At 42.6% G+C, this 16654-nt stretch carries 14 protein-coding genes and 1 riboswitch; of the genes, 4 read left to right on the top strand and 10 right to left on the bottom strand.

What is annotated here, in order from left to right; translation table 11 throughout:
* Positions 1-97 precede the first annotated feature (97 nt).
* Positions 98-1318, top strand: a complete 1221-nt coding sequence (locus J7I90_RS18255) for a PucR family transcriptional regulator (RefSeq protein ID WP_214773169.1) — start codon at positions 98-100, stop codon at positions 1316-1318.
* A gap of 457 nt (positions 1319-1775) precedes the next feature.
* Here J7I90_RS18255 and J7I90_RS18250 read toward each other — a convergent pair whose 3' ends face one another.
* The gene (locus J7I90_RS18250; RefSeq protein ID WP_214773168.1) at positions 1776-3230 is read right to left on the bottom strand and encodes an alanine/glycine:cation symporter family protein; all 1455 of its coding nucleotides are present in this window, start codon (positions 3228-3230) and stop codon (positions 1776-1778) included.
* A 204-nt stretch (positions 3231-3434) separates the two neighbouring features.
* Positions 3435-5087, bottom strand: coding sequence for a glycerol-3-phosphate dehydrogenase/oxidase (locus J7I90_RS18245; protein WP_214773166.1), 1653 nt, complete (start codon positions 5085-5087; stop codon positions 3435-3437).
* Between the two features lie 61 nt (positions 5088-5148).
* On the opposite strand from J7I90_RS18245, the gene J7I90_RS18240 reads away from it, so the two are divergent.
* Positions 5149-5400, top strand: coding sequence for a zinc metalloprotease (locus J7I90_RS18240; RefSeq protein ID WP_214773165.1), 252 nt, complete (start codon positions 5149-5151; stop codon positions 5398-5400).
* 175 nt (positions 5401-5575) lie between these two features.
* On the opposite strand, the gene glpK is transcribed toward J7I90_RS18240, so the two are convergent.
* The 4 genes from glpK to J7I90_RS18220 form a co-directional block, all read right to left on the bottom strand.
* The gene (gene glpK / locus J7I90_RS18235; protein WP_214773164.1) at positions 5576-7066 is read right to left on the bottom strand and encodes a glycerol kinase GlpK; all 1491 of its coding nucleotides are present in this window, start codon (positions 7064-7066) and stop codon (positions 5576-5578) included.
* A gap of 21 nt (positions 7067-7087) precedes the next feature.
* A complete protein-coding gene (locus J7I90_RS18230; protein ID WP_214773163.1) occupies positions 7088-7912 on the bottom strand; it encodes an MIP/aquaporin family protein in 825 nt (274 codons plus the stop codon).
* Positions 7913-8137: 225 nt separating this feature from the next.
* Positions 8138-8680 carry a glycerol-3-phosphate responsive antiterminator gene (locus J7I90_RS18225; RefSeq protein WP_048683275.1) on the bottom strand — a complete coding sequence of 181 codons (543 nt, stop codon included), beginning with the start codon at positions 8678-8680 and terminating at the stop codon, positions 8138-8140.
* Between the two features lie 172 nt (positions 8681-8852).
* A complete protein-coding gene (locus tag J7I90_RS18220) occupies positions 8853-9272 on the bottom strand; it encodes a hypothetical protein (RefSeq protein ID WP_214773162.1) in 420 nt (139 codons plus the stop codon).
* Positions 9273-9427: 155 nt separating this feature from the next.
* Positions 9428-9530: riboswitch (SAM riboswitch) on the top strand.
* An 81-nt stretch (positions 9531-9611) separates the two neighbouring features.
* Between J7I90_RS18220 and J7I90_RS18215 the strand changes: the two genes are divergently transcribed.
* A complete protein-coding gene (locus J7I90_RS18215; RefSeq protein ID WP_214773161.1) occupies positions 9612-10715 on the top strand; it encodes a 5-methyltetrahydropteroyltriglutamate--homocysteine S-methyltransferase in 1104 nt (367 codons plus the stop codon).
* Positions 10716-10857: 142 nt separating this feature from the next.
* Here J7I90_RS18215 and J7I90_RS18210 read toward each other — a convergent pair whose 3' ends face one another.
* From J7I90_RS18210 to J7I90_RS18200, 4 genes are all read right to left on the bottom strand, one after another.
* The gene (locus J7I90_RS18210) at positions 10858-11382 is read right to left on the bottom strand and encodes a hypothetical protein (protein ID WP_214773160.1); all 525 of its coding nucleotides are present in this window, start codon (positions 11380-11382) and stop codon (positions 10858-10860) included.
* 245 nt (positions 11383-11627) lie between these two features.
* The gene (locus J7I90_RS27495) at positions 11628-11777 is read right to left on the bottom strand and encodes a hypothetical protein (protein ID WP_251025360.1); all 150 of its coding nucleotides are present in this window, start codon (positions 11775-11777) and stop codon (positions 11628-11630) included.
* Between the two features lie 15 nt (positions 11778-11792).
* The gene (locus J7I90_RS18205) at positions 11793-12728 is read right to left on the bottom strand and encodes a CaiB/BaiF CoA transferase family protein (RefSeq protein ID WP_251025359.1); all 936 of its coding nucleotides are present in this window, start codon (positions 12726-12728) and stop codon (positions 11793-11795) included.
* 242 nt (positions 12729-12970) lie between these two features.
* A complete protein-coding gene (locus J7I90_RS18200) occupies positions 12971-14452 on the bottom strand; it encodes an amino acid permease (RefSeq protein WP_214773159.1) in 1482 nt (493 codons plus the stop codon).
* Between the two features lie 444 nt (positions 14453-14896).
* On the opposite strand from J7I90_RS18200, the gene J7I90_RS18195 reads away from it, so the two are divergent.
* A complete protein-coding gene (locus tag J7I90_RS18195; protein ID WP_214773158.1) occupies positions 14897-16522 on the top strand; it encodes a M4 family metallopeptidase in 1626 nt (541 codons plus the stop codon).
* Positions 16523-16654: the final 132 nt, after the last annotated feature.

Below are 16654 nucleotides of genomic sequence, written 5' to 3'. Positions count from 1 at the left end.
CGTTCCTTCTTTGTTCTTGCCCCTATACACATCATTAGTTTAAAAGTATTATTAAACTAAGTTGTCATACACTTCAAAAAACTGCAGGGGGCCATATATGTCATTAGAAAAAATCCTGACTCTAACAAACATCAACGATATAACGGATATGGTCAGCACTTATTTAAAAAAACCAGTCGTCATCGAAAATGACCAATTTTTATTGCTGGCATATAGTTCATATTATATCGAACACTTCGACCAAGCCAATCGGCAAACGATCTTCACAAAGCATTGGCCGATTCCAATCCTGGAAAAATTCATGGATGAGGGCATTGTCGAACAGCTTAAAACAGTGGAGCATCCTTTTAGGGTGAAACAAATCGAGGAAATCGGGTTAAATCAGAGGGTCGTTGTGAGCGCTGTTCATAAAGGACAGGTCTTCGGGTTCATTTGGGTCCAAGAAACGGAAATGATGACTGATTCCGACCTGGAATTTTTACATGAAGTTTCCCATCATATCGGCAAGCTCCTTTATCAGAAAAAACAGATAAACATGAAAAAAGATGAAGAAAAAAACGAGTTTTATCAAAAGGTCATTGACGAAGTCTATCAAACGGAAAACCAAATAAAATGGGAAGCCGCCAATATGAGTCTTCTCATTCCGGAAACTTTCCTTGTCAATGTCTTTACCATCGCTCAATCCGATGCAGAACATTTCGATGAATTAGCGGATACAGTCAGTCTGTTCGCCAATGCGCTGAATCATTTCACCCATGTATTCACAAACCAATTGAAGATCATCGTCCTGATTGGCAGCAACGGAAAAGGGAAAGACCTGCTAACCGATAGCGCAAATGATTTAACGAACACCGTTCTTTCCCAATTCACTGACAAAAAGGTATTCCCGGGAATCGGAAATGAGTACTCTTCGATTCTTCAATTAAGAAAATCCTATCTCGAAGCCCTGGAAGTGATCAACTCAGCCAAATTCATCGGTGAACCTGAACAGCTTCCCTTCCAATATAGCAAGCTTGGGATTTTCCGTTACCTCGAAATGATCTCCAACCATCATGCTAAAACGAATTATATCAATACGGATTTAGAAACTCTTCAAAAGAAGGACCTGGAAAGCCAAACCAAACTCCTTCAAACACTGGAAATATATCTCTTGAACAATTGCCGGATCAAACCGACATCGGAACAGCTATACATTCATACCAACACATTGAAATATAGATTGAATCAAATAACCGATCTCACCTCAATCGATTTTGATGACTTTCATTCAAGAATGCAACTATACATCGACTTACAGCTTATAAAGCAGAGATCTTAAAGAACGTCCCGTTTTTGAGTTCGGGTGATTCAATAAGCGAAGGAGAGAAGAAACGCGGCTAGATCTGCCAGTTTCTTCTCTCCTTATTTATTCTTTACCTATTTACTGGACTCATCTTATCCGGATGCTTTAGGATTCCCAGTGTGAACGAAATCCTTGACTTCCCCTTTCGATAGTTTGCTGAGCCCCATAACTTCAATGGTTCTTCCACTTTGTAGAGTACCCCCTACAAGAATTTCTCAACTCATCGCATGAGCCAAGAACCAGTCCGTTTTATCCGTAATAAGCACATCATCGCCGATTACTTCATTGGTTATATTCACAATTTCTTGGACTAATTTGGCTAACATATAATCCCCTTTGGTTATCGCAAAACTATAAAAAACCAGCTCGCAAATAACCCGAGCTGGTTTTTTATGTAAATTTTTATATTGAATTAATTTTAGGGCATTTTCCCTCAGGAAACGTTTTCCTTGTCGCCGGTGTATTCACGCTCCCAAAAATCGGCGTTTTTTATACCTAAAGCTTTTGGATTGAAAACCGGATCGATCCCAGCTTTCTTTTGCTTTTCGTAATCCTTTAACGTAATGAGCGCCGGTTTAGCAAGAATTAAAATGGCAATGACATTGAGCCATACCATAATTCCTAGCCCAGCATCACCTAATGCCCAAGCCAGCTCTGCCGTACGCACGGATCCGTAAAAACTGGCCGCCAGGATGATGAGCTTCAAGGCGAACATGGCCGATTTACCATTCCGGTTGCGCATTAAATAGGCGATATTGGTTTCAGCGATATAATAGTAGGCCATGATCGTCGTAAAGGCGAAGAAGAAAAGGGCGATTGCAACAAAGCCAGCACCAAAACCTGGGATTACGCTATCGATTGCCGCTTGCGTATACCCTGGACCAGGTGTTACATCCCCCAAATTATTGACGATATATGAACCATTTTCCGCTTGTGTATTATACATGCCTGTAAATAAAATCATGAAGGCTGTAGCGGAACATACAAACAATGTGTCGATATAAACCGAGAATGCTTGAACAAGACCTTGCTTTGCTGGATGTGATACTTCAGCCGCAGCCGCCGGATGAGCTCCTGTCCCTTGGCCGGCCTCATTCGAATAAACGCCGCGTTTCACTCCCCAAGCTATCGCCATGCCAATGATTCCCCCAAATGCAGAATCCAACCCGAAAGCACTTCTGAATATCAAAGAGATGACTCCTGGTAATTCCGTAATATTCATTAGGACGATGACAACAGATAGCAATATATAACCAAGGGCCATGAAAGGCACGATTAAGGTTGCAGCATTGGCTATCCGTTTTACACCGCCGAATATAATGAAGCCAAGTAAAAGAACGATGGCCAAACCAGTGAATACCGGCTTGATGCCGAATGCATTTTCCATCCCGGCAGCAATCGAATTGGATTGAACACCTGGCATAAGGATGGCCATGGCTATAAGGGCTGCAAATGCAAAAAGGACAGCAAACCACTTCCACCCTATCCCTTTTTCAATATAATAAGCAGGGCCTCCCCGATATTGTCCATCTTGTTTGACTTTATAAATTTGAGCTAAAGTGGATTCCACAAATGCACTGGCCGCACCTATGAAGGCGATGGCCCACATCCAGAAAACGGCACCGGGGCCACCAAAGGCGATAGCCGTGGCTACTCCTGCAATGTTACCTGTACCGACCCGACCTGAAAGGGCTATGGATAAAGCCTGGAATGAGGAAACCCCCGCTTCCGAACTTTTCCCTTGGAACATCAAGAGGACCATTTCCTTAATATGCCTCACTTGCAGAAAACGGGTTAAAATCGAGAATAATAAACCTACTCCCAATAAAATATAAATGACTGGTGAACTCCATAAAACTCCATTTAAAGCCGTAATAAATTCAGACAATTAAGCTCCCCCTTTATAGTTTGAAAATTCTAATTTATCTTTTAATGATTATATTTCATCTTGATGTATTAAACAATAGTTTCCGCGTAAGGAAACCTTACATTAACATTTTTATTTTTCCACTTGCAAATACCCCGATAATCACATTACGAATACAAGAAAAACGCCAGCGATTCCGCTGGCGTCGTGTTTTTTGCACATAAGTCAAGATACTTTAATCGCACCCAATATTTCCTGTTCCAATTGTTTGGTTCTCTCCATTTTTGTTGATTCCGTCCATCCAAAATATCGAGCCATATAATCGATCACTGCATGTTTATGCGTTTGGACTAAATCGATATCGAATAACAATGTCCCCGTCCTGCGGAAGAAGAAATCCACCGGAGTTGCGGCCATTTCATGATCCACTGCGTATTTCAGCTGTACGAACAATTTCTTTGGAATGCCGCTAGTCGCTCCTCCGTCTCCTTCGTTTTTGGCGATATCGAATAACACAGGTGCGTTGGACCCGTACATGGCTAATATCTCTTTGGCGTCCTTTACAGCGAGACCTGAGTCAACGCCCATTTGAACATGTTGCTTGATATAATTGGAGAAGTTGCTTGACCCTCCGACATCCCCTCCAGAAATCGGCATTCCTTTAGTGCTGCTGGCTGGGTACTTTTTATTGGACTGCTGGGCAAGCTTCCCTGCCAAAAGGTCGACCGTCGTTTTTGCCATTTTGCGATAACCGGTCAATTTCCCGCCCGCAATCGTGATAAGGCCAGAGTCGGACTCCCAGATTTCATCTTTCCTTGATATCTCAGAAGGATCTTTCCCTTCTTCAAGAATCAAAGGCCTTACCCCAGCCCAGCTGGATTCGATATCATCATCCGTAATGTTCACTTCTGGAAACATATAATGTATGGACTTTAATAGATAGGCACGGTCTTCGGAAGTAACGGTCGGCACTGCAGGATCACCATCATAAAATGTATCCGTAGTCCCTACATAAGCTTTACCGGCTCTCGGGATGGCAAAAATCATCCGGCCATCAGGCGTATCAAAATAAAGCGCCTGCTTCAACGGGAATCTCGATTGGTCGATGACCACGTGAACACCCTTGGATAACTTCAGCGTCTTCCCTTGTTTCGATTGGTCCTTCTCACGAATGGAATCCACCCACGGACCTGCTGCATTAATAACTTTGTCTGCATATATTTCATAAGCATCACCTGAAAGCAAATCGGCCACTTGGACTCCGTTCACCTTACCGTTTTCATATAACAATTTATCTACTTTTGTATAATTTATCGGTGTTGCACCTTTATCGACAGCCGCCTTCATGACTTCAATCGTAAGACGTGCATCATCCGTCCGATATTCAACATAGTAGCCTCCGCCCTTCAGTCCCTCTTTCTTAACGAGAGGCTCCCGTTTTAGTGTTTCATCCGCCGAAAGCATTTTCCTGCGTTCAGATTTTTTAACCCCTGCAAGAAAATCATAGACCCGAAGCCCGATCGAGGTACTGAATTTCCCGAAGGTACCTCCTTTATGCATCGGTAACAGCATCCATTCCGGCGTGGTCACATGCGGTCCATTCTCATAAACGATTTCTCGCTCTTTACCAACCTCGGCAACCATTTTTATTTCAAATTGCTTCAAATACCGCAATCCGCCATGAACAAGCTTTGTCGAGCGGCTTGAAGTACCTGCAGCAAAATCCTGCATTTCAACCAAAGCCACTTTCATCCCACGGGTCGTTGCATCCAGAGCGATCCCTGCACCTGTAATTCCCCCACCAATGACAACCACATCAAACTTCTCTTTTTTCAGAGTTTCGACCGTTTCTACCCGATATATATTTGAAAACCTCATGCCTGACTCCTCCTTAAGTATTGCATTCTATTGTTTTTTTGTATGAATTCTGCGTTTACTCGTGAATTCTCACGATTTACTCGTGAATTCCCACGATTTACTCGTGAATTCTCACGATTTACTCGTGAATTCCCACGATTTACTCGTGAATTCCCACGATTTACTCGTGAATTCGTGCTATTTACTCGTGAATTCTCACGATTTACTCGTGAATTCGTGCTATTTACTCGTGAATTCTGCGTTTACTCGTGAATTCTGCACTTTTACTCGTGAATTCGGTCATTATATTCAATTGGTTCATTTGTTCGCATAAGTTATATAGATATTAATATCCCTAATCTGCCATTAAAAACAAAAAAAGAGACCATAAATGCACATTATCGAATTCGATAACGCATTCATGGTCTCTCCTGTTCTCCGGCCGAGTTATTAACTTGATTTCATTATAGCATACTCCAGCTCATTTGAGAAAGAATTCATGTTGTTTTTTATTTAAACGCCATTGCGGCATGTACGGCTTTCTTCCAGCCGTCATATAATTTTTCACTTTCTTGATCTTCCATGGATGGTTCAAAGGTTTTGTCCACCGCCCATTGCCGGGAGATTTCTTCTTGATCCTTCCAATACCCGACAGCAAGGCCGGCTAAGTATGCAGCACCTAATGCTGTAGTTTCGTTTATGGTCGGCCTCTCGACGGGCACACGTAATAAGTCGCTCTGGAATTGCATCAAGAAGTCATTCTTGACTGCCCCGCCATCCACTCTTAATGTTTGCAGCTCGATTCCTGAATCTGCCTCCATTGCATCAAGGACATCCTTCGTTTGATACGCAAGTGATTCAAGTGTGGCGCGAATGAAATGTTCTTTTGACGTGCCGCGCGTCAAACCAAAAACGGCTCCCCGCACTTCGCTGTCCCAATATGGAGTTCCAAGTCCTACGAAAGCTGGTACCACATATACTCCATCCGTACTTTCCACCCGTTTTGCATAGGTTTCACTGTCCTTGGCATCATGCAGCATCCGCAGGCCATCGCGCAGCCATTGGATGGCGGAGCCAGCTACGAATATACTGCCTTCCAGTGCATATTCAACCTTCCCATTCAATCCCCAAGCAAGGGTCGTCAATAGTCCGTGTTCGGAGCTGACAGCCTTGGTTCCTGTATTCATGAGCATGAAACAGCCTGTTCCATACGTATTTTTAGCCATTCCTTCATTGAAGCAGGCTTGGCCGAATAATGCTGCCTGCTGATCACCGGCTGCCCCGGCGATCGGGATCGATTGGCCGAAGAAATGATATTCGATCGTACGTGCATATTCCTCAGAGGAAGGCCTCACTTCCGGCAGCATCGACTTTGGTACAGTCAATATCTCAAGCAGTTCTTCATCCCATTTCAGTTCATGGATATTGTACATCAATGTCCGGGATGCATTGGAATAGTCCGTTACATGAGCCTTGCCTCCTGATAGCTTCCAGATCAGCCAAGTATCGATGGTGCCGAATAACAGCTTGCCTTCATCTGCCTTTTGCCGTGCCCCTTCCACATTATCGAGGATCCATTTCACTTTCGTTCCGGAAAAATAGGCATCTATCAACAATCCCGTTTTATCCCGGAATAAATCATTAAGTCCCTTTTCCTTCAACTCATCACAGATTCCACTTGTTTGCCTGGACTGCCATACAATCGCATTATAGACAGGGGCACCTGTTTCCTTATCCCAAACGACTGCCGTTTCACGCTGATTGGTGATCCCGATACCGGCAATTTGCTCTGGCTTTACACCGGATTCAGATAGTACACCGGCAATCACCGCAAGGATCGATCCCCAAATCTCATTGGCGTTATGCTCGACCCAGCCTGGTTTAGGGAAATGCTGCGTGAATTCCTTTTGGGAGGAATGGACGATTTCCCCCTTTTCATTAAATAGAATCGCCCTCGAACTTGTTGTTCCTTGATCTAATGATAAAATGTATTTTTCCATTGTGTATGCCCCTCCTTTTAATTAACTAGCGATATTTCTGCTATCCATTTCATGTGACTGTTTTTTACCAAAAGCATAGGCTACTATCAATAGTACCAGGCTTGCACCCATAACAGACCAAAATCCTGCCGTCATTTCCCCCATGAAGAATGCCTTATAACAAACGGCACCAAGTGAACCCCCTACAATCGGTCCAATGACCGGAATCCATGAATAGCCCCAGTTGGAATTGCCTTTACCAGGTATCGGCAGCAAAAAGTGAGCGATGCGCGGCCCCAGGTCGCGGGCCGGGTTTATGGCGTATCCAGTCGTTCCCCCAAGTGACATCCCGATCACGACAATCAATAACCCGACTGCGAATGGGTTTAGACCCTCTGTAAAATCATTGGCTCCTATAAATAGTAAACCAAGAATAAGGATGAAAGTTCCAATCATCTCACTTAATAGATTTGAAAATGTGTGCGGGATTGCAGGTGAAGTCGCGAATACACCAAGCTTCGCCCCTGGATCATCCGTAGCTTTCCAGTGTGGCAAATAGTGCAGGAATACTAGAGTTGCGCCGAGTATCGCGCCAATCATCTGGGCAACTATGTAACCGGGCACATCACTCCATGGAAATTCTCCAATAATGGCAAACCCTACTGTGACCGCCGGGTTTAAATGCGCCCCGCTTATGGAACCCACTGCAAAAACACCCATGGTAACAGCCAATCCCCACGCAATCGTGATAACGATCCAGCCAGCATCTTTTGCATAGGAACCCTTTAAGGATGAACCTGCCCCAATACCTGCTCCGAATAAAACTAAAATCATCGTGCCTAACACTTCTCCCCAAAATGGAGTCATGATAAAACCCCTCCCCTGATAATTTTTTAAACCTTGCCAACAAGTAAAAGGAGATCCACAGCAGAACTATCTTCATAAAAAAATTATGAATAGATCTGTTGTGAATCTCCTAGTCTCCGTCACATATATTAACTTGTACTGTAAAATATACTAGGTTATGAAAACGCTGTCAATAATTTATGAAAAATTAATCTATTTTTCTGTAATTTTTTTCAATTTCCCCTATTAGACGATATCCCATAATTCAGTTTTTGAAGTGGTGATTGACGAGGCGCCGGCATCAAGGGCATTCAGGACTTCATCCGAAGTACGTATGAGGCCACCTGCAAAAATCGGTGTCTGCAATCGTTCCTTCACTTCTTTTATCATCCATGGCATGGCGCCCGGCAATACTTCGATATAATCCGGCTTGGTTTTCTGCACCAGCTTATAACTTTTCTCAAGCGCATGTGAGTCTATTAAAAAGATTCGCTGGATGGCAATGACCCCTTTTTGCTTTGCCTTCAATATAACGCTTGATTTAGTCGAGATCAGCCCATAGGGATTATATTCCTGACAAATGAATTCTGTCGCGTACTCATCACTTCTTATGCCATGGATCAAATCGACATGATAAATCATTTTCTTATTATGCTGCTTTGCCATCATACTTACATTTTTCAATTGTGAGATATGCAAATCAAGAAACACACCTATTTCATAGGAACTTTCTAGAAATCTTTCAAAATCCTTCATGCTTGCTGAAGCAGGCAAAATCTTCTGATCCATCATTATCCTCCTTATTCCCAGAAAAACTCAAAACTTCAAGTCATTTAGTATATTTTAAAGAGCTTGATTTATCAAACACATTTTTTTCAGAACCATGTCTTCTTAACACTATCATACCTGGCACACCCTTTATAGATTGCGGCTAAGGATATATGTAAAATATCCCCTTGAATCATAAAGAAAGTTTCATTTTCAATGCACCTTCGGCGAGTTCATACGATTTAATTGTGCCAATGGGGATTTTTCTCACGATGCTCCAAGCATTAACATCCATTTTGATCGCTCTTTTTTCATATTCAAAAAATGGCGGTCTGTTAAATATCCTTTGGTTGATGAAATTCATGTCAATGGGTTCCACTTCCACTAATTCAAATGAAATCGTTCTTTTTTCCACATGAACTGGTTTTAATGTAATCCGGAAAGCTACGTTTTTCTTAAACATCATTTTTTTCACTTCCACCGTTCCGGAAAGCACAATATGCCTTGGCGTAATCTCGACTTTAATATCCTGACCAGATGATTTCATTTTTATGATTCTCTCTATCATGGCTTCAGTTACCGTAATCGGTATGCCATTTTCGAATGGACTCATCCTTGCATTCCCTCCCCAATCAAAGCATATGCCGGATTCCCTGATGCCGTTAACATTTCAGCCCGGATTAATAAACGGTATATTCGAAATATTCAAGCTCCCCCCTTGACCTTCATAAAAACTACCTGTATAGTCATAGTTAATTTAATAGACAACTCTTATCCAGAGAGGTGGAGGGACTGGCCCTTTGATGCCTCAGCAACAGACTGAATCTTGTACTGTGCTAATTCCAGAAGTGTAAAAACTTGAAGATAAGAAGAGTATATAGCCTTGTTGCCAACACCTCTTCTTATTTTTAAGAAGAGGTTTTTTATTTTTTAAAGGAAAGAAGGAATCAACATGTCAATCACATTAACGAAAGCACCATTCAAAGCGGACCACGTCGGTAGTTTATTAAGACCGGAACGTTTACATATTGCCAGAAAGGACTTTAAGGAAGGTACCATTTCAGTTGAGCGGCTTCGTGAAATTGAAACCGAAGAAATCAAACGGATCGTCGATAAACAAATTGAAGTTGGTTTAGAGGCCGTTACGGACGGTGAGTTCAGACGCACATGGTGGCACTTTGACTTCCTCGAACATTTAAATGGCATCGAGGGATATGTAACTGAAAAAGGCCTCACATTCGATGGTGTGGAAACAGAGAGATATAATGTTCGCAATACCGGGAAGGTTTCATTCAACCCTGAACATCCCTTCATTCGTGATTTCATTGAATTGGACAAAATCGTGAACGGACGTGCCGTTGCCAAGCAAACCATCCCCAGTCCGAATCAATTATTTGCTGCAGGCATTCATAATGAAGACGTCTACCCTGATATTGAAGACTATGCAAATGATATCATCAAAGCCTATCAGCATGCTTTGAAAGCCTTTTATGAAGCAGGTGTGCGTTATCTTCAATTGGATGATGTATATATTGCCAGACTTTCAGCTCCGGATTTCCAGTTCAAAGATGGAAAGTATACGAGGGAACAATTAATTGACCTAGCACTTCGAGTAATTAATGGTGCATTGGAAGGAAAACCGGAAGACCTTATCGTCACTACCCATCTCTGTCGCGGAAACTACCAGTCGACATGGGCGTTTGAAGGAAGCTATGCCCGTATCGCCCCTACTTTATTGGCAAAAGAGAACGTGGATGGATTCTTCTTGGAATATGATGATCAACGCTCAGGGGATTTCAAACCATTGGAATACATTCCAAATGGCGGTGCACGGGTCGTACTGGGTGTCATCACTTCAAAAAATGGGGAAATCGAGGACAAGGAAGCTGTTAAGGCACGCATTAAAGAAGCCTCGCACTTCGTTCCGCTCGAACAATTATGTTTAAGCCCTCAATGCGGCTTCGCCTCCACACATCACGGCAACAAGCTGACCGAAGCACAGCAATGGGAAAAACTGAAATTCGTCGTTGATGTAGCAAAAGAAGTATGGGAATGATTATTTTACGGAGAATTTAAAACTTATTTACAGGATGTGAACAACCTAATCGGCTTCAATATAAGCGTGCCGATTAGGTTTATACTTAAAACCCTAAAACTGAAAGCAAACAAAAAAAGAACGGCCACCAGCACGTTCCCTTTTACTTGCAGCTATCATCCTCCTCCATTTTCTTCACGAATATATCATCCGTAACCCTATCTTCCAGCCTGTTCCTCAAGGCCAATTCCGCAGCCTTCCCATCACTAGGCGATCCGTCCGAGAAATACATCGGAAACAAGGAGAAAAACATAACATAGAAAGAAAAATAGATAAATTGATACCAGATTACCGAGCTGTCCAGGATATTCTGATACACCAAGCTATATATGATCAGCATGCTGACTAAATTAAAGATAGCTCCTCCTAAATAGATCAGCGTATTCGTCAATCGATTATCATGTTTCAATCCCTTGAACTCGCAAGTCCCATTCCAAAAATAGTATTTCCTCACCTCTATGTTCCGAAAGGCGAAAAGCTTATTGCCACAGCCGATCAATATTTTCTTTTCCGATCCCCCAAAGATCGTAACGAAGAAAATATGCCCGCTCAAATGTATCAATGTAACGATCGGCATGATCAAAAAAAAGGAAAATAGAAATTTAATGATATCAGAGAGACCAAACATATTTAACTAACCCTCCTTACCAGGATGCTACTCTGATACCCTGCCCACACTGCTTATAACTAGTAAATTTTCACAGTCATAATATGTTGCCTTCCACAAGTGATAAGAGGATAATTGTTCTCCTTCCGCTCCATTTCGATCTTGGAACGATTTTTTCGCCCCTCCTCCTTCTTTTTCGGCATTCAAAAAAAAACTGGCTATCACCTTCCGAAAACTCGGAAAAGTGATAGCCTTTACATCTTTATTTAGCGATTGGGGGTGCGAAGGATTTCTGTGTTGTTTTGTCCTGGCCTCAAGCCTGCATGTTTATATTCAGGGGTGAAAACCGATGTTTTGATCGGGCAGGCGATTTGCTTCTGGACATTTCCTTTTCCGTCAGGTACCTCGACGATCATTCCCCTCTCCTTCAACTAGGGGTGTTCGGCCGCTTCGCTGAAGGTCAGCACTGGTTCTGCGCAGGCCTCGAAATCAGCGAATATCTCCTGCCATTCATGAAAATCTCTTTCGAGGAAAGCAAATTGGACGGCCGTTTTAAACCTGATTCCGCTTTCTTCATCGCTTTCCATGCTCAGTTCATATAATTCGGGTGCACCGATCGCTTCACATAATGCTTTTCGAAAAGGGGGCTCAAGGCTGCCTACCGAAAAATAGCGTCCATCTTTCGTTTCGTAAAAGTCATAAAAAGACCCTCCGTTCAGCATCAGTTTTTCTGGTTCAAGTTCAAGGCCCCCTTGTAAATTCAGAGGTGCGGATATGGCATTCAAGGCAAAACTGCAGTCGGTCATGCTGATGTCGATGGCTTGGCCGAATCCTGTTCTTTCCCTATGTATGACTGCAGATAATATTCCGATGACAGCATGCAGTGAGCCTCCGGCAAGATCTGCTATTTGGGTTCCGTTTTTTGCCGGGCCGTCCTTTTTCGTACCGGAATATCCTGATAAGCCTGCTATCGAAATATAATTGATATCATGTCCCGGCCGGTCTTTATAGGGACCAGTCTGGCCGTAGCCCGTGATGGAACAGTAAATCAGCTTCGGGTTGATCAATTTTAATGCCCCATACCCCAGTCCCAGACGTTCCATGACACCTGGACGGAATTGTTCAATGACGATATCGTATTCCTTAACTAGGTTTCTTACGGATTCGATAGACTCGGATTGTTTTAAATCCAGTGTGATCGACTTCTTCGATCTGTTAAGATATTGGTTCACACCCCATGAATCCTTTGTCCCCGGCCTCTCCACCTTCAAAACATCCGCTCCTAAATCCGCTAGCATCAAAGTGGCAAATGGGCCTGGCAGTAACGTTGAAAAGTCCAATACTTTTAAATGAGTCAATAAGGTCATCAGGCGTGCACCTTCCCTTTCCCTTGAAAATAGTAAAAGCCTTCCAGTCGTTCCGTACATGCAATTTAGCCGAGTTTACGATTATCATATAACACCTACCATGATTTTTGTATAAATTCCCATTTAATAAAAATCAAAAGCCAGGAATCAGCTTCCTGGCTTTTGATGATGAGCCTATAGAAAACAAGGAAAAGCCGGACAATTTAAAACTGCATTGTCCGGCTGCTTTTACTAAAGCTCGTTCATTCATATTTTTTGTCAAAGTCAAATTTGACTTCATCAAGTTTAACGAATTTAGTTTTTCTTATAAATTTATAGCCAAGCCATAGACCAAGGAAAAGCGGGATTCCCAGGTATGCAGCTACAACACTGCCCCAATCGATATGGTCTGAGAAAAAAGCTTGGATATTTTGGGACAGGATGACGATCATGCCGATTAAAATGGCAAAGATCGGTCCGATCGGGAACCATAATGCCTTATATGGCAGCTTCTCCAATGAATGGCCTTGAGCGATGAACGCTTTCCGGAAACGGTAATGGCTGATGGAAATGCCGAGCCAAAAGATGAATCCTGTAATTCCGATGGCATTCATTAACCAAATATACACTTTACCATCGCCGAATATGGAGGCTAAAAAGGCCAGCATGCCGATGGAGCATGTCAAAATCATGCCTGCAACCGGTACGCCGCGTTTATTAAGTTTTGCAAAAATACGCGGTGCTTGCCCATCTTTTGCCATTGAGTATAACATACGCGTTGATGCATATAGACTTGAGTTACCTGCAGATAATACCGCTGTTAAAATGACGGCATTCATAAGCGAAGCGGCAAAGGCGACTCCAGCTTTTTCAAAAATGAGCGTGAATGGACTTACCATGACGTTATCACCCTGCAAACTTGAGTTCGTATATGGGATAAGCAGTCCTATTACGAAGATTGCCAATACGTAAAAGAGCAAGATCCTCCAGAAGACACTTTTAATGGCCTTCGGTATATTCCGTGCAGGATCTTCACTTTCCCCGGCCGCCACACCGACAATTTCAGTACCTTGAAAAGAAAAGCCCGCCGCTATGAAAACGATGAAGACACCCATGAACCCGCCCGGGAAAGGAGCGTCATCGACGGTGAAGTTTTTAAAGCCTACCGCTTCGCCGCCCATAATGCCGACGATCATTAGCAGCCCGACGATAATAAAAATAACGATGGCGGTTACTTTTATGAAGGAAAACCAGAATTCCCCTTCACCATATCCTTTAACGGATAAATAGTTCAATAGGAAAATGAGCACCAAGAATGATGAACTCCATAACAATGATGGACTATTCGGGAACCAGAATTTCATGATCATTGTCGAGGCTGCCAACTCTGCGGCTATCGTCATCGACCAATTGAACCAATACGTCCATCCCAAGGCAAAACCAAATGCCGGATCGACGAATTTCGATCCATAGGTACTGAAAGAGCCGCTTGTCGGCATAAAGGCTGCCAATTCCCCTAAGCTCGTCATCACGAAGTACACCATTGCCCCAACTAAGGCATAAGCAAGTAATGCCCCGCCTGGCCCAGCTGTATGAATGGCTGCACCGCTGCTGAGGAACAGCCCGGTACCAATAGCCCCGCCAATGGAAATCATCGTTAAATGGCGGGATTTCAAACCGCGCTTTAACCCTTGTTCTTCTTGCTTTGGAGGATGCAAGATGTCATTTTCTTGTTTTGGTATCATAATTTTTCATCCCTTTCTATATAAGCGCTTTCATATATGGGGAAATCATTTAATAAATTTTCCTATTTCATAGACTCTCAAATAGACCTAATTTACAATTCGAATTCCTTTTCTGGATATATGCAATTTTCATGCCACTTTTACAAAGCGCACTATTCAACAAATTATCAAAAAAAATGCCCTCAATAGACAAATTTCTTTGCACGTTACGCCATGTTTTTTTGCACTTTATGCAATGTTTTTTTGCACATTTATTCATTTGGATTAATTTAAATACATTTAACAAATATTACTAAAAGAATATAATCAAAGAATATTTCTATTAAAATCCATTTTTCACCATTTTATTCCTTTAAATGTCATATTTTTTGCGAGTTTTCTCTATTTGATAATAATTACGAAACGATGTAAAAATGAGATATTCTCATGAAGGAGTTGAGTGTTATGAAAGGTAAGGTATTTTTAGGAACTGCACTATCCATCGGTCTATTATTTTCTGCTATTCCCCATCAAGAAGCTTTAGCGGCAAAAAATGTATTAAGTGTTGAAAAGTACAATAAGCATAGGGATTCGCTAGAATACAAGTCTGGGAAGCTTACAGACCCCTCAAAGCAAACGGCAGAAGATATCATTCTTACCTTTTTTGATGAAAACAAAAAGTCTTACAAGCTAGAAAAGCAAAAGGCGAAGGACTCCTTCACGATCGAGAAAGAGAGCAAGGATGAACTGGGCAATACCGTCCTTAAATTGCAACAAACCTATAAAGGCGTACCTGTATGGAATTCCACACAAGCCGTATTGATTGACGCTAAAGGTGTATTGACCGTCGTGTCCGGTACGGTTGAAGCCAATCTAAACACGAAATTAGGGAAAAAGGCTAAAAAAGGCATCAGTGAATCCGAAGCTATCAAAATAGCTGAAGCGGATCTGGGGTTCACCCCTGCCTACGAGCAATCACCTGAATCTGACCTGTATGTATACGCAAATGAAGGCAAGGCCGATTATGTATATAAAGTCAATTTGAAATTCTTAAGTCCGGAACCAGGAAATCATAATTATTTCATTTCAGTCAAAACGGGTAAAATCCTGAATAAATATAATACACTGGATGAAGTGACCGGGACCAACTCCGTCGGAACGGGCACTGGCGTCTTAAACAATACGGTGTCGCTGAACACTACCTTATCCAACGGTCAATACTACTTACAAGACAATACACGCGGTAAAGGCATCTACACGTATAACGCCAATAACCGTTCAAGATTGCCTGGTACACTCTTTTCCAACACAACAAATGCTTTTACTGCTTCTGCCGATAAAGCTGCGGTGGATGCCCATTATTATGCGGGTAAAACCTATGATTATTACAAATCCACATTTGGCCGGGACTCCTATGATGGTAATGGAACCATCCTGAAATCAACCGTCCATTATGGCTCAAGATACAATAATGCTTTCTGGGATGGCACCCAAATGGTTTACGGTGATGGAGATGGCACTACATTCATCCCATTGTCCGGCGGTCTCGATGTCGTTGCACATGAATTGACGCATGCCGTCACTTCCTCAGAATCGAACCTTACCTATCAATATGAATCCGGTGCTTTGAATGAAGCCATATCTGATATTTTTGGCACGGTCGTAGAATTTAAGAATCAAAGTGCCAAAGCCGATTATTTGGTCGGGGAAGATATTTACACACCTAACATTTCAGGTGATGCACTCCGCTCGATGGCTAATCCAACATTGAATGGGGACCCTGACCATTATTCGGACCGTTATACAGGAACGGGTGATAATGGCGGAGTCCACACGAACAGCGGGATCATTAATAAGGCAGCTTATTTAATCTCTGCAGGCGGAACCCACCATGGCGTGAGTGTGTCCGGAATCGGCATTGATAAACTAGGAACCATCTTTTATCGGGCAAACACAACATATTTAACTTCCTCGTCGACTTTTTCACAAGCAAGGGCGGCGGTCATACAATCGGCCTCTGATTTATACGGTTCAAGCAGTGCAGAAGTCACAGCTGTCAAAAATGCCTTTACAGCTGTCGGTGTGAATTAAGAGATTTACCTATATATCAAACACCTCCCTAGCTTCCCTGCTAGCGGAGGTGTTTTTTCTTATGTATCGGTCTACCATCCGAGGATCATTTCGGACGTTCGTTCCCTTTTTTCGTCCTTCATGCGAAGAATT

The organism is Bacillus sp. ISL-57, assembly GCF_018613135.1.
Lineage (GTDB): Bacteria > Bacillota > Bacilli > Bacillales > DSM-1321 > Peribacillus > Peribacillus frigoritolerans.
This window is presented reverse-complemented; position numbering and strand designations above follow the sequence as displayed.